The following is a 19,173-nucleotide window of genomic DNA, read 5'->3' as shown; positions in this document are numbered from 1 at the left end:
TTGAGCGAATGGTTCGGTTCTGCGCAACCGCGATGCCTAGCGGGCAATCAAGCCGAGATCGAGGCCGAAGACCCACAGCATCAGAAACAAAAGGATCGCCAAACCGATGTAGGATAGCGCCACGAATACCCCTTCGTGGGGCGGCTTTCCGCGAATGCCTTCGTACAGCAGAAAGACCATGTGACCGCCGTCCAAGACGGGTATGGGCAGGAAGTTGATTACCGCCAGGTTGGCGCTCAACAAGGCCAAGAAGAGCAGGAATCGTCCCCAACCTTGAGAGGCAATGCGATACGCTGCGCCCACCAGACCGATCGGACCGACCAACGCCTTGGGCGAGACATCACCTCGGCCCATGCGGTTGAGCATGCGGTAGATGATGGTGACGGCCGATCCGGTCTCCGCCGCCCCCCAACCCAAGGCTTGAGCGAATCCGTCCGCCCGCAAGTTCGTCGTCTCGGGTTCGAACAGAAGGCCGCGATCGGGAAAGGTCCACGATGAATCCGCCGCCGTTTGCGGTTCCAGTCCGGCAAGGACCGTAGCCTCCTTCGACCCTTCGTGCCGAACGGTTACATCCACCAAGGTCCCCGGCAAAACGCGCTGAAGTTCCCGCCAAAAGAAGGCGTAGCTTCCCTTCGCCTCGCCGGACTCGGCGTCGAATCGCACGTCCATCTCGCGGATTTGCAGCTCGTCCATGCCCGGCACGTCGGGCGGTTGTTTCGGCGGAACGATGCGGGCGGCGAGAAGATTGTCCCCGGCGCGGATGCCGGCCTTTTCCGCTGGCGAACCGGGGGCCACACCGTCTACCTTGGGCAGAATGCCGATCACGATTCCTAACTGCGGGATTTCCAAGCCGCTGTCCGGTGTGTACAGATCGGCGTAACTCGCCGCCTTGCGGAGTCGCAGGGCGACGGTCCTTCGATTGCCCGCAGCGCCGGATGATGAACCATCGGAGGCGGTTTCCTTTGCGGGTCCGGCGGCGCCGCGTTCCAAGACCAACGTGATCTCGACGAAGCCTTCCGCGGGGGCGATTCGCTGGAGACGGTCGGGAAGCCTCAAGATGTCGCGGTCCCAGGTTTCTCCGTTGGGGAGACGGATATCCCGCACCTCGTCGCCGGGTTGAATCCCGGCGCCCTCTGCAACGGAACCGGCGCGCACCGCCAAAACCTTGCCCCAAGCGGGTCGGATGCCGATGTCGCGCACCGGTTGTTCCGGCAAGGAAGCGTCGAGCACGATATCCTCTTCTCCCGGTTTTTCCGAGGGACGTCGCAGGGTCAGGCGGACCGGCGAGTCCCATCGTAACGCCAACGCGCGGTGGATGTCGGCGTAACCCTCGACGGGCTTGCCGTCCACGGCGATGATGCGATCACCCGACGCCAACGGCGGTTCGGCCCGGCTCGCCGATGCCGTGGGGAAGTACGGAAGGCCGTCGTTGAGCACGGGCAAGAAGGGATTGGTGACGCCGATCGTGGGCACAATACGAATGCGGTCCGGTACGATCACCACGTTCAACTCGCCCACGCCGGGACGGTCGATGCGCATCTGCACCGGTTGTTCCCGCCGCGTCAGGGAGACGGCATATTGCAGATCCTGAAACCGCACCGCGGGATTTCCGTTGATGGCCAAGATTCGATCGCCCGGCAACAGCCCCGCACGCCATGCTCCCTCGCCGGGGGCCAAATCGCCGACGCCGCAGGGCGTCTCTTGAACGCCGATCAAATACGCGGTGACCGCCGCCAGAAAGGCGAAGATCAGATTCATGATGACGCCGGCGGAGATGATCGCCATCCGCTGCGGCACGCTCTTCGCCAGGTAACTGCGAGGGTTATAGAGGGCATCGCGCAAGGCCTCGATATTGGGGGCGGGACCGTCCGACACAGGGCTTGAGTCGCCGGAAGCCTTTTCTTTCTCCGGGGATTCCTCGCGTTCGGCCGATGGGTTCCGTCCCGACTTGGCCCGTTCCAGTTCCTCGCGCAAACGAGCCGGGTTGTCTTCCTGCCCTAACATTTTCACATAACCGCCCAACGGAACGATGCCGATCCCGTATTCGGTTTCACCCCAGCGAAAGCGAAACAATTTCAGACCGAAAAAATCGAAGCCCAAATAGAACTTGTCGCACCGTACGCCGCACATCTTGGCGACCAAGAAGTGGCCCAACTCGTGCACGAAGATGATCAGTCCCAGACCGACCACCACCATGAGGACGTATTGCACGGATGCCAAGCTGACCGCGGTGACAATCAGGCCGAAATCCAACGGTTTATCTCCTCACGAGCCCAGGCGTCCAGTTCGAGAATCCGCTCCAAGGAGGGATCGGGTTGGAAAGCGTGACGTTCCACAACGTCTCGACAAGCGGGTACGATATGATCGAACCGCAAGCGTCCGTTCAAAAACGCGTCCACGGCGGCCTCGTTGGCGGCGTTGAGGACCGTGCCCGCCGTTCCTCCCGCCTCCGCCGCCTCCAAGCCCAGTTTCAGTGCTCCGAACTTTTCATAGTCCGGAGGTTCGAATTGCAAGGTCAAACCCTGTGACCAATCCAACTTGCGAGCGATGCCGCCGCGACGTTCAGGCCAATAGAAGGCGTATTGGATGGGCAGTCGCATGTCCGGAGGGCTTAATTGGGCGACCACCGACCCATCGTTGAATTCTACCATCGAATGCACGATGGATTGCGGATGAATCATCACGCCGATGCGATCGGGTTCGATATCGAACAACCAACGCGCCTCGATGATCTCCAGGGCCTTGTTCATCAGGGTGGCGGAGTCGATGGTGATCTTGCGTCCCATGTTCCAGGTGGGATGCGCTAGGGCCTCTTCCACCGTCACCCGCGCCAAGTCGGCCTTGTTTCGCATGCGAAAAGGTCCGCCGCTGGCGGTTAAGACGATACGGCGAACCTCTTCACGCCGCCCCGCTTGCAGGCACTGGAAGATCGCCGAGTGCTCGCTGTCCACCGGCAGGATCGGGATCCCACGTTCGCGTGCCATCCGCGTGATGATGGGACCGGCGACGACCATGCTTTCCTTATTTGCCAAAGCGACGGGTTTGCCCTGCTGAATGGCGATCATGGTCCCTTGGAGGCCCACCGCTCCCACGAATGCCGAGAGGACGATATCCACGCCGGGCGAAGAAATCACCTCGAGGAGGCAGGCTTCTCCCACCAAAAGCTGGGTGCCTTCAGGAAGTCCCGACCAATCTTGAGCCTCCGCCGCCTTGGGGTCGGTAACGACGACGAAATCGGGGCGAAATTGCCGTGCCTGTTGCCAGAGCAAGGAAGTCTGACGGCGCGCAACCAGAACCGAGGCACGCAGGCAACCTTGAGAGGCGGCAACGACCTCCAAGGCACTGCGGCCAATGCTGCCCGTCGAACCGAGCACCGCCACGCCTTTCGCTCTTTCCGCCGTCATGCTGTCGTACCGTATCCAAGAAACATGCGAACCGCTAATTCTAGGCGCAAATTGGCGATCCTCGCAAGCTTACCGCGCGGGCGACGCCTTTGCCGCCGTTTCGATGTGGGAAGGTCCTCGACGCCAAAGTAAGGAAGCCCGAGGTTGCGCTTTTCGCGCGGCTTGTTCTGAGCGTTTTTCCATTACCCCATCGGCGAGTCAACCCAATGACTCGGATCTCCTAGTGTATGTAGTCGATATGACTTCTATGTTTTCTTTTCATGTCAAAATGGCAGCCTTGGGGCAGTCAAAAGCGGGCGTCAAACCCAAGGAAGCACCTCCGGAAGACGTAGACTCGCGATTGAATCTTCATTCTTAAGTGCAATTTTATTCAATATTTGCGTTCATGGTTCGCAATTCCGGCCGCGTCGGACGGGCACTCACGCAGGCATTGGTACGCAGTTTGCAAAGCCAGAGAATCGGCTGCGATGAACAGCCGCGAATCAATCGGTGTCGCCCCGAAGCCGAGTCGAAAGCGGCGTCGGCAGCGGTTCGCGGAATCAGCGGCAGTGACGGTTGCGAATCGCTCGACAGAGTCGGCCGACTCGGTTTCATGGTCGGGGCTGAAAATAAGCGGGTAAGAAGGTGGTGGCAGTGGAAAGGAGGTGAGGCTATGGCACGTACCTTGGTTCCTTGGACCGGCAATCCGGTGCGGATGTTCGAGTCTCTCCGCAAAGAAATGAACGACTTGATGGACGAGTTCTTCGGAACTCCCGACGGCAACGAACTTACGGCCTGGTTCGCACCTCGCATCAACCTGGCCGAGACCGACCAGGCTTATGAGATCAGCGTCGATCTCCCCGGCATGAAGCCGGAAGAGTTTGCCGTCGAACTCAAGGACGGACAACTCTGGATCTCCGGCGAACGCAAGCACGAGCATGAAGAGAAAGGCAAGACCTATCACCGCGTGGAGCGTCAATACGGAAGGTTCCAACGGGCGGTGGGTCTGCCGACGGCGGTGAAAGCCGAACAGATTCAAGCCGAATACAAGGACGGCGTGCTGCGGATCACCGTGCCGAAGGACGAGTCCGCTCAAGCGAAACGCATCACGGTGAAGACGTGACGGCCTGAAATGACGCACTCCCGCCCGGAGTGCCCCGGCGGCCCGCAACAATGGGCCGATGAATGTGTTCGACCCGGCCCCTGCGGTAATCCGCGGGGCCGAACTCGTGGCCCCCTGGCCGGCAGGGGGGCATTTCTTTTTATGGCGCCGACATCCAAGTCGAATGAAGGAAAGCTCTCGCGACGCCGATGTCTGCGTTTCCCTTGCCCTTCCGCGGTTCGCTGTTTTTTTAGGACCAATATCCTTCTGCGGAAGTGCGTCTCAACGTTTCGGAATCGAAGGGAGTGGGACTTGCCTCGGCGGGAGGTAACGCAAGAATGAGGTGATAACTCTTCCTGGAGCGGAGATACGATGTACTCTGCTTGTGAACTGGGAAATTCCGTCCGATTCTCAACGAGGTCGGACTTGCCATATCCGCGATGGGTGAAAGGTTTAGGAACAAACGGTTGCGGTGATTGATCACCGACGGGAGTTTGAAGATGCTAAGTCCGAAGATGTTGCAGGCGTTGAACGATCAGTTGCAGGCCGAGTATTTTTCTTCGTACTTGTACCTGGCCATGGCCGCCCGGTGTGCGGACATGAACCTGCCCGGCTTCGCGCACTGGTTCCGCGTCCAGGTGCAGGAGGAAAATGACCACGCCCTGAAGTTCTTCGACTATATCTTACTGCGGCGCGGAACGGTCGAACTGAAGAGCATCGAAAAGCCCACGGGCGACTGGCCCGATGCGTTGACGGTGTTCGAGGACGCGCTGAAGCATGAGCAGTACATCACCAAACGGATTCACGATTTGGTGAAATTGGCGCGGGAGGAGAACGATCCGGCCACCGAGGCGCTTCTGCAATGGTTTGTCACCGAGCAGGTGGAAGAGGAAGCTTCGGTGGACGGTCTGGTTCAGCAATTGAAGGTGATGGGCGGGAGTCCGTCCGGCCTGTTCATCATGGACCGAGAGCTTGCCAAGCGGCAACTTGGCGGGGCGGAGTGAACGACGGACGAGTTCGCCTGCCGCGCTGATGCGACTGTCAGAAGGTCCGTCGGCGTGCGGCGCAGGGCCAAGAACTCCGCACCTCCACTGTTTGGGCAATCCCACTTCCTTCGACCGCCGGTATCGTGCCGGCGGTTCTTTTTTGCAGTTCGGTGGATGCTGCCGTCGTCGATGGTGGGAGCGGCCCCGATTTCCTTTCGGCCGTCGCCGTGGCCGTGCCCTTGGCCGCTTTCCCCTGCGGTGGGTAGAATCAGCGTTTTGTGCCGACCGCGTTCGCGCGGCCGTCTCACTCGGCGATCCGCCTTCCGCCCGTAGGGTCGGCACGACCTTGTAAAGAACCCGGGCCGCGGTTTTGCCCGCGATTCAAGACAAACGTGTTCCATACAGTTTTTCGAGGGACCAACCGACATGCCGCGCTATAATCCGGCCGAAATCGAACCGAAATGGCAGCACTATTGGGAGGAGCACAAGACTTTCGCCACGCCGCGTCTGCCGACCGGTCCCAAGATGTACGTCTTGGACATGTTTCCCTACCCCAGCGGCGACGGCCTGCACGTGGGACACCCGGAGGGCTATACGGCCACGGACATCATGTGCCGGTTCTATCGAATGAACGGGCGCAGCGTGCTGCATCCGATGGGTTGGGACGCCTTCGGGTTGCCGGCGGAACAGCACGCGAAGCGCACCGGAACGCACCCGCGCGTCACGACGGAACGCAACATCGCCAACTTCCGCCGCCAACTCAAAATGATCGGTTTCAGCTACGACTGGGACCGGGAATTCGCGACTACGGATGTCGAGTATTTCCGCTGGACGCAGTTCATTTTCCTGCTGATTTACGATACCTGGTTCGATCCAGCGATGGGGAAGGGGCGACCGATTTCGGAACTCCCCATCCCGCCGGAGGTAGCCGCCGCAGGACCGCTTGCCGTGGAACGTTACCGCGACGAGCACCGCTTGGCCTATCAGTCCGAAGTGCCCGTCAATTGGTGTCCGGCTTTGGGGACGGTGCTGGCCAACGAAGAAGTGGTGGGCGGGGTCAGCGAGCGCGGAGGACACCCCGTCGTCCGCCTTCCGCTTCGTCAGTGGATGCTTCGCATTACGGCCTACGCAGACCGCTTGGAAAAGGACCTCGATCTGCTGGATTGGCCGGAGAGTGTCAAACTTTTGCAACGCAATTGGATCGGTCGCAGCGTGGGGGCCGAGGTCGACTTTTTCATCGGTACGTTCTGGTCCAAGCCGGGGTTGCCGTCCGATAAGGAATACGCGGGTTGGCGGCGCGATCGGCAATTGGCGGGCTTTCCCCGCAAGCCGGACGAATCGTGCGTCCGCATCTACACGACGCGACCGGACACCCTGTTCGGTGCCACGTACATGGTCCTGGCGCCCGAGCATCCCTTCGTCGATCGGCTCACGCTGCCCGAATACGCCGATGCCGTGCGAGCCTATCGCGAACAGGCCGCGCGGAAGAGCGATTTGGATCGGACCGAGCTTTCCAAAGAGAAGACCGGCGTCTTTACCGGTTCCTACGCGATCAACCCTGTCAACGGGCAACCCATTCCCATCTGGATCGCCGATTACGTGTTAATCAGTTATGGGACCGGGGCGATCATGGCGGTGCCCGCTCACGACACCCGCGACTTCGAGTTTGCGCAACAGTTCGGACTGCCGATCGTTCCGGTGGTCGATCCCGGCGATCGCGGAGACGTAGCGCGCGAGGACGTACTGGCGGGAAAGGCGGCGTTTACCGCAGAGGGCACCGCCGTCAATTCGGGCGACTACGACGGCACGCCGACCGCCGAATTCAAGAAGCGGATTACACAGGACTTGGCCGCCGAAGGAGTCGGGCGCGAAGCGGTGAACTACAGGCTCCGCGATTGGGTCTTTAGTAGGCAGCACTTTTGGGGCGAACCGTTCCCGTTGTTGCACGAGTTGGATCAGCGGGGAAACCCCACCGGCGTGGTTCGGGCTTTACGTCCGCAGGATTTGCCCTTGGATTTGCCCGCCGATATGACGTTCGACGCCAAGCACGATTCGCCGGAACCGCCGCTGGAAAAAGCGCCGCCCGAATGGCTCTACGTGACGATCGACGGCAAACGCTACAAACGGGAGACCAACACCATGCCGCAATGGGCCGGTTCGTGTTGGTACTATCTCCGTTTCATCGACCCCCGCAATGATCGGGCCTTGGTCGATCCCGAGTTGGAAAAGGCCTGGATGCCCGTGGATTTGTACGTCGGCGGGGCGGAGCACGCCGTGCTGCACCTCCTTTATGCCCGCTTCTGGCACAAGGTACTTTTCGACCGCGGCTTTGTCACGACTCCCGAACCGTTCCAAAAACTCGTCAATCAGGGCATGATTCTGGGCGAAATGGAGTATTCGGCGTTCCAGGACGGCGAGGGCCGTTGGGTCGACGAGAGCGACGTTCGGGAGGTGGGCGAGTCCCGCTTTGCGCACAAAGTGACCGGTACACCGGTGAAGCCCGTCAAGCTGCAACCGGATCAGGTGGAAAAACGAGGCGACGTGTTTGTGCTCCGGGAATGCCCGGGGGTTCGGGTGGATGCCCGCGCCTATAAGATGTCCAAGAGTCGGGGCAACGTTGTCAACCCGGATGACATCGTCCGCGAGTATGGGGCCGACTCGCTGCGGTTGTACGAGATGTTCATGGGCCCGCTGGAATCGACCAAACCGTGGAGCATGGACGGCGTTCACGGCGTCCGCGGCTTTTTGGATCGCGTTTGGCGAATGATCGTGGATGAACGTGCCGAAGTCTTGCGCATCAACCCGGCCGTCCAGGACGCGGCGCCTACTGCGGACCAAGCCCGCATGATCCATCGCACCATTCGCGAGGTCACTCAAGACGTGACTCGGATGGAGTTCAACACGGCCATCGCCCGACTCATGGAATGCGTCAATTTCTTCCTCAAGCAAGAGACGCGACCGAGGAGTGCCATGGAGGCATTTGTCTTGCTGCTGTCCCCGTTCGCACCGCATATGGCGGAGGAATTGTGGCAACTTCTGGGCCACAAGGAGAGCTTGGCCTACCACGCCTGGCCGCAATTCGATCCCGAGGTGCTCGAGGAAAGCGAGGTCGAGATTCCCGTTCAAGTCAACGGGAAACTACGAAGTCGCATCGTCGTGCCCGCCGAAGCCGACGCCAAAGCGATGGAAGAGGCAGCCAAGGCCGACCCTAAAGTGGCCGCTCTATTGGAAGGCAAACGCGTCGTGAAAGCCGTGGTCGTGCCGAAGCGGATGGTCAACTTTGTGGTGCAATAGGCCGCGGCGGTCGCTTGCGACTTGGCGTGAAGCCTCGCACGGGCACGATCACGACAGCGGACCGTCCAGGCGTTCGCGGTTGTCTTCTAACCGGATGCCGCGACGGGTTCCGCCGGTTGCGCGTCCGTGGAACTCGGAGCGATGGAGGTCGGGCCCAAACCCGGCGACTCGGCTTCGACCGGGGCGGAAGGCGGGCTAAGCGGAACGGGTGGGGCGGATGGCGGCGGCGCAACCGCAGCGACGTACGGACGTGCCCGCGACCGGGGTTTTCTCCGTCGGTAGAATCGCGCGTACAGCCCATCGGCGACCAAAAGCACCACCGCCACACTGAAGAACATCGCCGGGTATCGCGGCAGTCCGCAATACTCCGCCACCCGCAACAGCGCGCCTACGATGGGTGCGCCCAAGAACAGTCCCGCGTCCAATACCGCCAGCATTAGCGTGGTGGCCAATCCCCGATGGCGCTTGGGAAACGCGCCGCTGCCCAATCCCACGATGGCCGGGAAAAGAACGGCATGCCCCAGGCCGAAAACAAAGCCGGGAAGCAGCAGTCCCATCGGTTCTCGCACAGGCAGAAAAAGGAGAAACGCCAGGGTCAGTAACCCCATTCCGCCGATAATGATTCGTTCCAATCCCAGTTGTTGCAGCTTTCGCAGCACGAGGGTTCGGACGACGATGGCCGTAAGGGCGTACACGACGAAAAACGAGCTGATGACGTTGTGCTCGAATCCCGCTACGTATCGCGGCAAAAAGGTTTGCGGGATGTTCAAGGCGGCACCCGCCACGATGCCGATGGCAATCAACGGTCCGGGCGAGTATCGGCGCAGCGTTGCAAAGATCGGCTCCGTCGCTGTCTTTCGGCGTCGCCCGGGGCGGTTCGCCGGGAGCAGCGCCGTCGCCGTCCGCGATTCGACTCCGGGCGGAACGATCCAGGTGAGCGGAAGTGACGAAGCACACAGAACGGCGGCGATCAGGAACATCTCGTCCATCAGTTGCCGGGTTAGCACGGCGCCGGAGAACAGCCAGTCCGCCGGCGGTGCGCCCAGGATGACGCCGGCGAACCCGGCGGATCCGAATATCCCGATGACTTCGGCCAGACGTCCGCGGGGCGCTCGGGCCGACATGAGCGTTAAAGAGGAACTGTAGACGGTGGCCAGCATCAAGACGTAGGTGACTCGGGCCGCGTATATCCAAGGGGAACGATAGTCGGTGATCCAAAGATGGACGAAACAGGCCGCTATGATTCCCAGGGTGGAAAGTACCCAGACCGTCTTGGCTCCGTAGCGGTCGATGCTCCGACCCACCGCGAACCGGGCGACCAGGCTACCCACCATGCCGACGCCGACGATCCAGCCCAGGTGGAATTCATCCCCGCCCAGAAAACTGACGAAGTCCGCATAGCGGCAGAGCAACGTGGCGGCAATCGAGACTAGCGTATTCGAGGCGTAGGCACACCAGAAAGAGAAATCGTACACGCGATCCGACTTGCCGCCGTCCTGCGACAACGGGAGTCCGCTGTGCGAAGGAGGGAGCGGTACGACGTCCTCCCCTGGGTCGGAGCGCGGTTTTTCCGTGCTGCCCCTTGTCGGATCGCCCGGCACTGTGGACGGAAGAGTGGTTGCTCGGGAGAGGTTCGACGCGGGCGAGATCATAGGGGACCGTAGCGGAAAAACCGGACCGAAAGAAACCTGGAGTCTATGCGGAGCGGCCCAGCTCGATAAAGGAGGCCTGCCCAGGCGGGCGGGTTCGCTTCGAATAATGCTCAACGAGAAATCGCGGATGAGGATGCCGCGATCGTGCCAATCCGATCGAACCGCGCAATTTATCCGTTATCTTACGCGAGGTAGGGCTTCTAGGAGAAGGGCGAACGAGGGCGATTCGTTTGGATAACTTGGCTTGGCCCCAAGGAATGTCCATCAACCCGGGACCGGTCGAGCATGGCCGCGTTTCGGCTTCCGTGCCGCGCGGCAATGAGTTGCGATGATTTTCGAGCAGTAGGGCGGTACACGCTGTCGCCGTTCGTCTTCGGCATGCCGGAAATCGGGCCCGCGACTCCGCCGGGGCACCGAACACGCCCGGAATTTGCCGGTGTTAGCCTTTTTCCCGGTATTTCCTATGTTGTCAGATAACACGGCGAGTGCGGCGTCTGCGGAAAAAAACGTTAAGGCCGACCGTTGTTGCTGCCGATACATGACGCGCGAAGGATGCGTAAAGCGACTTCCGCCTGCGCCGCTCCGAGCGGTTTCCGCCGGAGTCCGTGTCGGGGGCGAAAGTCGGTGGTTCCAAGGAAGGAGCAAACTCCAGCATGATGCCGTCGCATCTCCGCGTGTATTACGGCCCCTCCGAAGAGGAGGAAACCGCCCAACCGGTCAACGTGACGTCCGTCGTTAGTGTGCCCTTGCGAGAGGTTCTCCCCCTTTTGGTGGATGCCGTCCGGTCGGAGCGGACTTGGCTTACCGATTTTCAGGACGAGGAAATCACGCTTTCGACGGATCTCTATGAGGTCCTGCTGGCCTACCAGCACTACCGTCGTCCCTCGGCCTGACCGGATTCCGGTCCTTTTTCTTTTGCGTAACCGTACCATCTTCAAGCAACCGGTAGCTACGTCGGGGACGCCCCGGCGTAGCTTTTGTTATGGCCACGGGCATCCGCCGAGTCCTCACCAGCTCGAGTCGAGTTTCAACCCTGCCACTTTTCGTGCGTGCCCGCCTGTCACCGTTCCAAGGAAGAGTTTCCTGCCAGAGCGTCTTACCCGTTGGGTGTGGCTCCCTACCATCCGGTGCTCGGACACTTGGTAAGGTGGGGTCTTCTCGCTCGGGAATCTTCTCGCTCGCAAGCCGGAAATTCACCGCGCTCGGGTTACCGGGAATGAGTGAACCGGGAAACTGCTTGACCCGGGCAATCCCTTGTGCGATCCTGTCTGCGAAGTGAGGCTGCGTTTCAACCAAAGTTCGGCTTGGGAGACTGTGGGCCGAAAAGACCAGTACCGCCGGCGGGAGCGAAATCCATGCGACAACGGAAGCGAAGGTACCTGGAATCGGCGCGGATGTCCGCTGCTTGCTGGGTCCTGGGTATGATAGTGTTGTTCACTTCGCCACACCGGGCAGAGGGCGAGGAACCGGCCAAGGGATTTCAGGCGGGGGCGGCGGTCGCGATCATTACGCCGCCGAACGGAATCCCCATGGCGGGCTACTATTCTCCTCGGGGCAGCGAGGGCGTCCTCGACGATCTCTTCGCCAAGGCCCTGGTCCTCGACGACGGAGAAAAGGCGGCGGCCTTCGTGGCCTGCGACTTGATCAGCATTCCGCAAACCATCACGGACGAAGCGCGGAGACGGGTCGCGGCGGAGGTGCCCATCCCCCCGGAGGCCGTCCTGATTTCCGCCACGCACACGCATACCGGCCCATCGTTGCCGCGCGGGTCGAAACGGGACGCCCTCGACGGCGGCGCCTCGGATATCGCCTCCACTTACGCGGCCGAACTTCCCGCCAAGATCGCGGAGGCGGTCGTCGCAGCGTACCGTGGGCGGACACCGGCCTCGACTTTCGTAGCGCGCTACGAGGAGCACGACATTTCGTACAATCGACGCTTCTGGATGAGCGACGGGACGGTCGGTTGGAATCCCGGCAAGCTGAATCCAAAAATCATCCGCCCGGTGGGGCCGATCGATCCCGAACTTCTGGTCCTGTATGTGGAAACGGCGGATCGCCGTCCCGCCGCCGCGTACGTCAATTTCGCCCTGCACGCCGATACCACCGGCGGCACGCTCGTTTCCGCGGATTACTCCGGGGCGCTCGCGCGACGACTTGCCGAAAACAAGGGGGCCGACTTCGTCACGCTCTTCGGCAACGGCGCGTGCGGCGACATCAATCACATCGACGTGCGTTCGCCGGTCGCGCAAAAAGGACCGGCGGAGGCCGGCCGCATCGGCACCGTATTGGCCGGCGACGTCTTCAAGGCCTTGATGCGGATGCGTCCGACGTCGAAGGGACCGCTGCAAACGGCAAGCCGCATTGTTCCTCTGCCGTTGGCCCCCATCACCGACGAGGACGTCAAACGAGCTCGTGAAATCACGAGTCAGGGCGATAAGGCCCCGTTCTTGGACAAGGTTTTCGCATACAAGGTCTTGGATATCGCCGCCCGTAACGGCGAACCGCTCGCCGCCGAGGTTCAAGTCATAACCTTGGGCGACGACTTGGCCTGGGTGGCTTTGCCGGGCGAGGTTTTCGTCACGCTGGGACTGAACATCAAGGCTGCTTCTCCCTTCCGTCACACCTTTGTCGTGGAATTGGCGAACGGTTCGCTGGGCTATATACCTCACCGCTCGGCCTACGCCGAAGGACAGTACGAGGCGATCAGTGCCCGCTGTGCCGAAGGTTCGGGCGAATTGTTAGTGGCCCAAGTCGTGGAAATGCTGAAGGAGTTGTACGGCAAAGCGGCGACCCCGTGAGTTCGCGGCGACGACCTCGCTGAGGTCGGCGAAATCACGGCACGTTCGAGACGGGCGACCTTCGCACCAGCAACCACAAGAAGAACGGCCCCCCGAGTAGCGAAGTCACGATACCGACGGGAATCTCGGTCGGCGCCAAGACGGTTCGTGCCGCCGTATCGCAAATGACCAAGAATGCCCCGCCGAAGACCAGCGTTACCGGAAACAGTCGGCGATGGTCAGGTCCCGCCAGCAAGCGACAGATGTGCGGTACGATCAGGCCGACAAAACCGATCGGACCGCATACGGCGACGACGGAGGCGACCATCCATCCGACCAGGCCCAAGAGCATGGCCTTGGTACGTGCCAGGGCGACGCCCCGACCGATCGCCCATTCTTCTCCGAGCGTCAGCAGGTTCATTTCGTGCCGCATGGCGCCAAGCGCCGTAGCGGCGGGTAAGGCCGGGATCAGGACGGCCAGCCAGTCGCGATAGCCCGCGGTGCCTTCCAGTCCGCCCATCATCCAACGCAACATGCGGAAGGTCCGCGTGGGATCGCTGAGATACTGGAGCGTAAGAATCATGCTGGAAAAAAAGAAGCTCAGTGTGACGCCCGCCAATAGCAGCGTTTCGGTGGAGAAATCGGCGCGGAGGCGAGTCAGGCCGAAAACCAGCAAGATGACGCCGCAGGCCCCGACGAAGGCGGCCAAGGAAACGCTCGACACGCCGAAAAGGGACGCACTTAATCCTAGCTGGATGGCCAAGGCGGCGGCAAACGACGCGCCGCCCGCGATCCCCAGCGTGTACGGCGTCGCCAGCGGATTGCGAAACATCGCCTGAAAGGCCATTCCACCCAATGCCAACACGGCACCCGCCGTAAAGGCCGTCAACACGCGCGGAATGCGAATGTCTCGGAGGATGCGGGCATCGAGGCCCTCTCCCGACCAGAGCAACGTGGGCGACAGCAACTTTGGGCCGATCAGCGGCGCTACGACCGGCACCGCGATCCCCACGAGCAAGACCCACACGAGGAGCACGTCGGCACGCTTCACGATAGCTCCTCGGGCACGGAAGGCACCACCATCGGCAATTCGGCGGTCGGATGCGGCGTCAGAACCAGTTTGGCGGCGTAAATGCGTTCCAGTACGTCGCTCCGCATGAGTTCGTCGGGCGTCCCCTGGAAAGCCGTCGCCCCATCACGCAAGGCCATGACCCGTTTGCCCGAGAGCACCGCCGCGTTCAAATCGTGCGTTACGGCCAAGATCGTCACGCCGCATTCGCGATTGAATCGGGTCAGCAAGCGGCGAAGATCCTCTTGGTGGCGATAGTCGAGGAACGTCGTCGGTTCATCGAGCAGCAAGACGTCGGCCTCCTGAGCCAGGGCGGCGGCAAGACAAACCCGCTGCCGCTCACCGCCGCTGAGGCTCGCGACCACACGCGCGGCCAGGTGCGAGGCATCGGTCATATCCAGGGCGCGGGCGACCGCCTGCCGATCCTCCGGTCGCGGGGAAGTGAAGGGGCTCCAATGCGGGTACCGCGACATCATGACGAATTCCGCGACCGTGAACGGCGCGGACCGACCCTCGCCTTGAGGGACGTAAGCTACGCGGCGTGCCAAGTGTTTTTGCGAAAAAGTTCTTCCCGGACGCCCCCACCACCAAACGTTGCCGGAATACGAAGCGTAGTAACCGATCAAGCACCGTAGCAGCGTGGTCTTGCCCGAACCGTTGGCGCCTACCAGACAAACGTACTCGCCTTGATGAAGGGCGAAGCTAATGTCGCGCAGAATCTCCTTGCCGCTCAGCGACAGCGAGAGACGTTCGACGCGAAGGACAGGGGAATCGCCCGACATTAGCGAAGCTTTCGTTGTTTCAAGGCGTCTGTGCAGACCGGTCTGCGGTCGTCGCCACGTTGACGTGAAATAATTCTGCAATGCGACTGCCCGCGGAACGCGGCGCCGTCGCGGCCTTGAGGGGAATCGGCTCCCGCTCGCCACCGACACCGCGGAGGCATTTCCGCATTATAATTAGTAGGCGACCGTTGCGTCCCCGCCTCAGCGTCGCGCTGATTCAGCGACGCGCCGGGTTGTCGCCGCCCCACGCCCATTTCAAGGGTTGACTCGCCGATCTTAGCACGCCATGAACCCGGAACCGCATCCGCAAGACGAGTCGCCGCTTTTTGCGGAGATGGACTTTCAAGAATTGGTCCGTCGCGCGGCGGGCGGGTGCGATGCGGCGCTCGCTCACTTGCTCCAGCGCTGCGAACCCAAATTCGAGATCGTGGCGCGCGTGTCCTTGGGCCCTCTATTGCGTTCGCAGGTCGATACTCTGGACCTGGTGCAGTCGATGAAGCGGATGCTGATTCCCGGTCTTCGGGCGGGGCGGTTCCAACTCGATTCGCCCGAGCAATTGGTGGCCCTGGCAGCCACGGTCATCCGCCGCAAGGTTGCCCTCTATTGGCGGAGACAACGGCGGAAAAACGTGCCTTCCTTGCCGGAAGCCTCTCTCTCCCAAGTCGCCGGCGGCGAGCGGGATCCCGCGGTCATGGAGTTGGAGAACGAGGACTATCTTTCCCGCCTATTCGACAAACTGACGCATGAGGAACGCCGCCTTTTCCAACTCCAATTGGAGGGCATGACGATCGCGGAAATTGCGAGGTTGCTCGGTTGTCCGGCAGGCCCCCTGCGGGCGAAATTGTGCCGCTTACGAAAAAAGCTGCGCGACGCCGCGGATATCCGCGCGTGAGTTGTCGCGGTACTCGGCGCTTCCGGCTTTCATCGAGCGGTGGTTTTGTTCCCGTCGATGGAGGTCAAGATGCTCTCGATCGCCTTGGCGACGGCCGCGCGCCGCGCGTGGATGGGACGCGGATCGGTCGTAAACGTCGTCATGTCGCGCGTGATTTCCGGCGGGACCTCGAGCAGCGATTGATATCGGCTCCGCTGCTCGGCCGACAATCGACTCCCATGATTGCGCAAGAGTTCGCGCAAAAGGTACAACATCTCGTAATCCTCTATGCCCTCGCGGAGCATTTCCCAGCGGATGCTGGAGACCGGAGGGTCCAAAATGGGTTGGCCGTTGTTGCCGCCGGGGACGCGGGCCGAGAGCGGGGGATATAAGAATCGCCCGTCGCCGTTTCCCCAGTGACGCTTGACGCCCTTGGGAGTCGAATACCCGCTGACGTAGCCCATGGGGTCTTCATAGGGGTCTTGATACCCGTCGGGAAAGGCCGCCGAAGAGGTCCAATAATTGGAGGACCAGACCAGGATGCCGTCGATCTTGCGCTGCCATGTCTGCCACAGCCATACCCGCAGTTCGGTCGCCGGGTGGTCGATGAAAAGCGTGCAATACGGGGCCTTCGGACCGGTGCACACATACCACCAAAAATGCTCGCCCGCGGCGCGTCGACTCTCGGCAATTTCATGGTCGTAATTCGGTGTGACGGGACACCAGATGTCCACCGCGCCGAACAGATCCTTGACGGGTTCTTCGGTCAGCATACACCGCAGACCCGGGGCATATTTCTTGAGTCGCTCCATCCCGTTTCGCACGAATTCGTAGTCCTTGGGGTCCGGTTCGTCGAACCAATAGACGTAGGCCATGTCGAGCCAACCTTTTTCGCGCAGATGTTGCTCCAGTTGTCGCACTTGATCGGCGAACATGGCTTGGTATTTCGGTGATTCCTCTCCCAGTCCCGCGATGGATGGTTCGTAACGGTCGTGGAAGGTACCTCCTCCCATGCCTTGGATGGGTAAGCGAATTCCCGTGAAACGGTACTCATCTACGGCCCGAGCCATCGCCGGGTCGAACCGCGAGAAATCCAAGACCGCCCGCGGCGGATCGCTATCAGGGGAGAATTTCACACTGAAATCGTCCAGCGGCACCGGATCGTAGGGCGAAATTCGGTGCTGCGCAAAGTTGCGAAAGTACATATCCAAGACTCGCCGCCGGTCGTCTTCGCTCGCAACGTTGTGATAGCGAAAAGCGGTGCCGGGGTTGAAACCGAATGCGGTTTCGATGTGATTGCGCTCGGGCAGGGCGAAATTCCACACCCGAAGTGCGATTGGCACTTCGAGCCGCCAATCTTCGGCCGTCAAACGCAGCGTACCGCGGTATTCCCCCGCGGCGGCGTCGCGAGGAACATGCACCAGAATCCAAAGAGGCTGATTGAGGCCGGCCTGCAAATCGAGGGGCGATTCGAAAGGCGGCAATGCGTCGGGCCACCACCCGCGCACGCCCGTCGCATCCGTCGGCGAATGCACGAAGTGGTAGTACACCCGCAAGATGTCAACGCTCCCGGAAGCTATGGCGGCGCCGTCGGGACCGCGAAAATCGGAGATTTCGGCCCGTAGTCCCCGCAAGTCGTGTTTCGGTTGCAACACGACCTGAACGGCCTCGTGGTCGCCCTGGGCGGCTTCCAAGCGAACCTCGGAGATTGGTTTCTCGGAGGATGGCAAAGGTCGATCGCGCGGTACTTTCCAACCCGCTTCGCACCACCACACGCCGGCTACCGGGGTGTCGGCGATCATGTTCCCATAGTCCGCCCGTTCGAATTCCGGAACCGGCACCTCGAGTTCCAGGCTCCCCAAAGCTCGTCCGCCAGCCGTGAAACGAACCTCCGCGCGATGCGTGCCCGGCGATCCCAGGGTCAGGGGCACGTCGAATTCCGCGCGTCCGTCCGAATTCACAACCGCCTCGGATTGCACCGGGGTCGTCGTTTGTCCCTGCGGGTCCGTGACGGAAACCGCTACTTCGACCTTTTTCGATTGGGAAATCGAGCCGCGCAGGACGCCGTACAAAGACCGCGATCCCGACGAAGTTCCCCGGCACTCCAGGGATTCCAAAACTGCGCTCGGGTCGGTGTCGCCTTGCCAAGCGGCGTACCAAGTTCGGCCTTCCACATCCTCGGTCGGCTGATCCAAATCCGCTTCGAAAAGGATTTGGTACACCTGAGCGGAAGGCGATTCGCCCTCTCCGCGAAGCCGCAAGTAGATCACTTCGGCGGGCAGCAATGCGTCGGGGACGGCGCCTTCGGCGGTACCCAGCCCGGAAACGGCGGCAACGCGCGTCCATTGTTTGCCGTCCGCCGAGCATTCCGCCGCGATCGTACCGCGCTGGTGATAGCCGACTTCGAATTGGGCCTTGCCCGCCGTGAACTTCCGTCCCGGCAAAGCAAAACGGTAGATCACCTCGCCGTTGCCGAAGGTCCAACGGTGGGTGTTGAATCCCGCCGTCGCGCGGAGCAAAACGCGGTGATGGTTTGTTCCATTGCCGCCGAACTGCGTGTGAAAGACGTATTTGCCGTTGCGCACTGCTTCATCGCCGCCCAGCGGGCCCACCGGCGTTCGTTGATAAACCGGGACGACGGGCGTCAAGCGGACCCAATCGAACTGGATCGTTCCCGGGGCCTCCCAATAACCCAGTCGCAAGGGAACGTCTTCCGGCGAGGAGTCGGCCGCTCGGAATACGTGGCCGAACGTCCGCCACTCGTTGCCTACGTCGTAATAGTCTCGGTTCACGTCCGCAGGACCCGATACGATGCACCCGCCCCCGCCTTGCAATCGCCGGGCCGAGAATTGAAGCCGATACAAGCCGCCGGGCGCGACGATGTGCCGCCGCGCAATCCATGCCGCACTCGACTCCGCGCTGCCTTTCAGTTCCAACATCTCGTGATTGACCCAAGTGCCGCCCTCGCCGCTGAGCGTCCAACCATCGGGTTGCGCGGTTCCCTCGCGAAACTGACCGTTGATGACGCCGTCCGGCAAGGTTTGGGTAGCGGATTCCTGTCCCCGACCGGGCTCGGCCGACAGAACTGTGCCAACGATCGCTATGGTCGTCGCGGCAAGGCTTACGAGCCGATGAATGCGTCTGCTTTGCGAGAGATTGAGCGAGGCGGGTCGCACGGGAGTGACCTCCTGAAACAAAAGGCGGGGAACGTACGACCCCATATTAGCGGATGAAACCGCCGTTGGAAGTCCCCGGGG

At 61.4% G+C, this 19,173-nt stretch carries 12 protein-coding genes; 6 read left to right on the top strand and 6 right to left on the bottom strand.

Annotation, left to right across the window (positions count from 1 at the left end; translation table 11 throughout):
• Positions 1–36: 36 nt before the first annotated feature.
• Together ACYQ6J_RS10190 and dxr are read right to left on the bottom strand one after the other, a co-directional pair.
• On the bottom strand, positions 37–2,253 hold the full coding sequence (locus ACYQ6J_RS10190) for a site-2 protease family protein (RefSeq protein ID WP_460184075.1): 2,217 nt from the start codon (positions 2,251–2,253) through the stop codon (positions 37–39).
• A complete protein-coding gene (dxr, locus tag ACYQ6J_RS10185) occupies positions 2,238–3,404 on the bottom strand; it encodes a 1-deoxy-D-xylulose-5-phosphate reductoisomerase (protein ID WP_460184074.1) in 1,167 nt (388 codons plus the stop codon). The genes ACYQ6J_RS10190 and dxr overlap by 16 nt, the downstream gene beginning before the upstream one ends.
• A 652-nt stretch (positions 3,405–4,056) precedes the next feature.
• Between dxr and ACYQ6J_RS10180 the strand changes: the two genes are divergently transcribed.
• From ACYQ6J_RS10180 to leuS, 3 genes are all read left to right on the top strand, one after another.
• On the top strand, positions 4,057–4,506 hold the full coding sequence (locus tag ACYQ6J_RS10180; RefSeq protein ID WP_460184073.1) for an Hsp20/alpha crystallin family protein: 450 nt from the start codon (positions 4,057–4,059) through the stop codon (positions 4,504–4,506).
• 479 nt (positions 4,507–4,985) lie between these two features.
• Positions 4,986–5,489 (top strand): ferritin, encoded by a 504-nt coding sequence (locus tag ACYQ6J_RS10175; protein ID WP_460184072.1) that lies wholly within the window; start codon positions 4,986–4,988, stop codon positions 5,487–5,489.
• Between the two features lie 408 nt (positions 5,490–5,897).
• Positions 5,898–8,765 carry a leucine--tRNA ligase gene (leuS, locus tag ACYQ6J_RS10170; RefSeq protein WP_460184071.1) on the top strand — a complete coding sequence of 956 codons (2,868 nt, stop codon included), beginning with the start codon at positions 5,898–5,900 and terminating at the stop codon, positions 8,763–8,765.
• 86 nt (positions 8,766–8,851) lie between these two features.
• Here leuS and ACYQ6J_RS10165 read toward each other — a convergent pair whose 3' ends face one another.
• The gene (locus tag ACYQ6J_RS10165) at positions 8,852–10,240 is read right to left on the bottom strand and encodes an MFS transporter (RefSeq protein ID WP_460184070.1); all 1,389 of its coding nucleotides are present in this window, start codon (positions 10,238–10,240) and stop codon (positions 8,852–8,854) included.
• Positions 10,241–11,070: 830 nt separating this feature from the next.
• Between ACYQ6J_RS10165 and ACYQ6J_RS10160 the strand changes: the two genes are divergently transcribed.
• Positions 11,071–11,310, top strand: a complete 240-nt coding sequence (locus ACYQ6J_RS10160; protein ID WP_460184069.1) for a hypothetical protein — start codon at positions 11,071–11,073, stop codon at positions 11,308–11,310.
• Between the two features lie 462 nt (positions 11,311–11,772).
• Entirely contained in the window at positions 11,773–13,215 is a 1,443-nt protein-coding gene (locus tag ACYQ6J_RS10155; protein ID WP_460184068.1) for a neutral/alkaline non-lysosomal ceramidase N-terminal domain-containing protein, read from the top strand.
• A gap of 34 nt (positions 13,216–13,249) precedes the next feature.
• On the opposite strand, the gene ACYQ6J_RS10150 is transcribed toward ACYQ6J_RS10155, so the two are convergent.
• Positions 13,250–14,245 carry a FecCD family ABC transporter permease gene (locus ACYQ6J_RS10150; RefSeq protein ID WP_460184067.1) on the bottom strand — a complete coding sequence of 332 codons (996 nt, stop codon included), beginning with the start codon at positions 14,243–14,245 and terminating at the stop codon, positions 13,250–13,252.
• Positions 14,242–15,045, bottom strand: coding sequence for an ABC transporter ATP-binding protein (locus ACYQ6J_RS10145; protein ID WP_460184066.1), 804 nt, complete (start codon positions 15,043–15,045; stop codon positions 14,242–14,244). Before ACYQ6J_RS10145 ends, ACYQ6J_RS10150 begins: the two co-directional genes overlap by 4 nt.
• A 286-nt stretch (positions 15,046–15,331) precedes the next feature.
• Between ACYQ6J_RS10145 and ACYQ6J_RS10140 the strand changes: the two genes are divergently transcribed.
• Positions 15,332–15,937 (top strand): RNA polymerase sigma factor, encoded by a 606-nt coding sequence (locus ACYQ6J_RS10140; protein ID WP_460184065.1) that lies wholly within the window; start codon positions 15,332–15,334, stop codon positions 15,935–15,937.
• A gap of 29 nt (positions 15,938–15,966) precedes the next feature.
• Here the strand turns inward: ACYQ6J_RS10140 and ACYQ6J_RS10135 are convergent, their stop codons facing one another.
• A complete protein-coding gene (locus ACYQ6J_RS10135; RefSeq protein ID WP_460184064.1) occupies positions 15,967–19,092 on the bottom strand; it encodes a DUF4091 domain-containing protein in 3,126 nt (1,041 codons plus the stop codon).
• Between the last annotated feature and the right edge of the window lie 81 nt (positions 19,093–19,173).

This window comes from Thermopirellula anaerolimosa, assembly GCF_054657335.1.
Note: the sequence above shows the minus strand (reverse complement) of the source record. Positions and strands in the feature narration are given on the sequence as shown.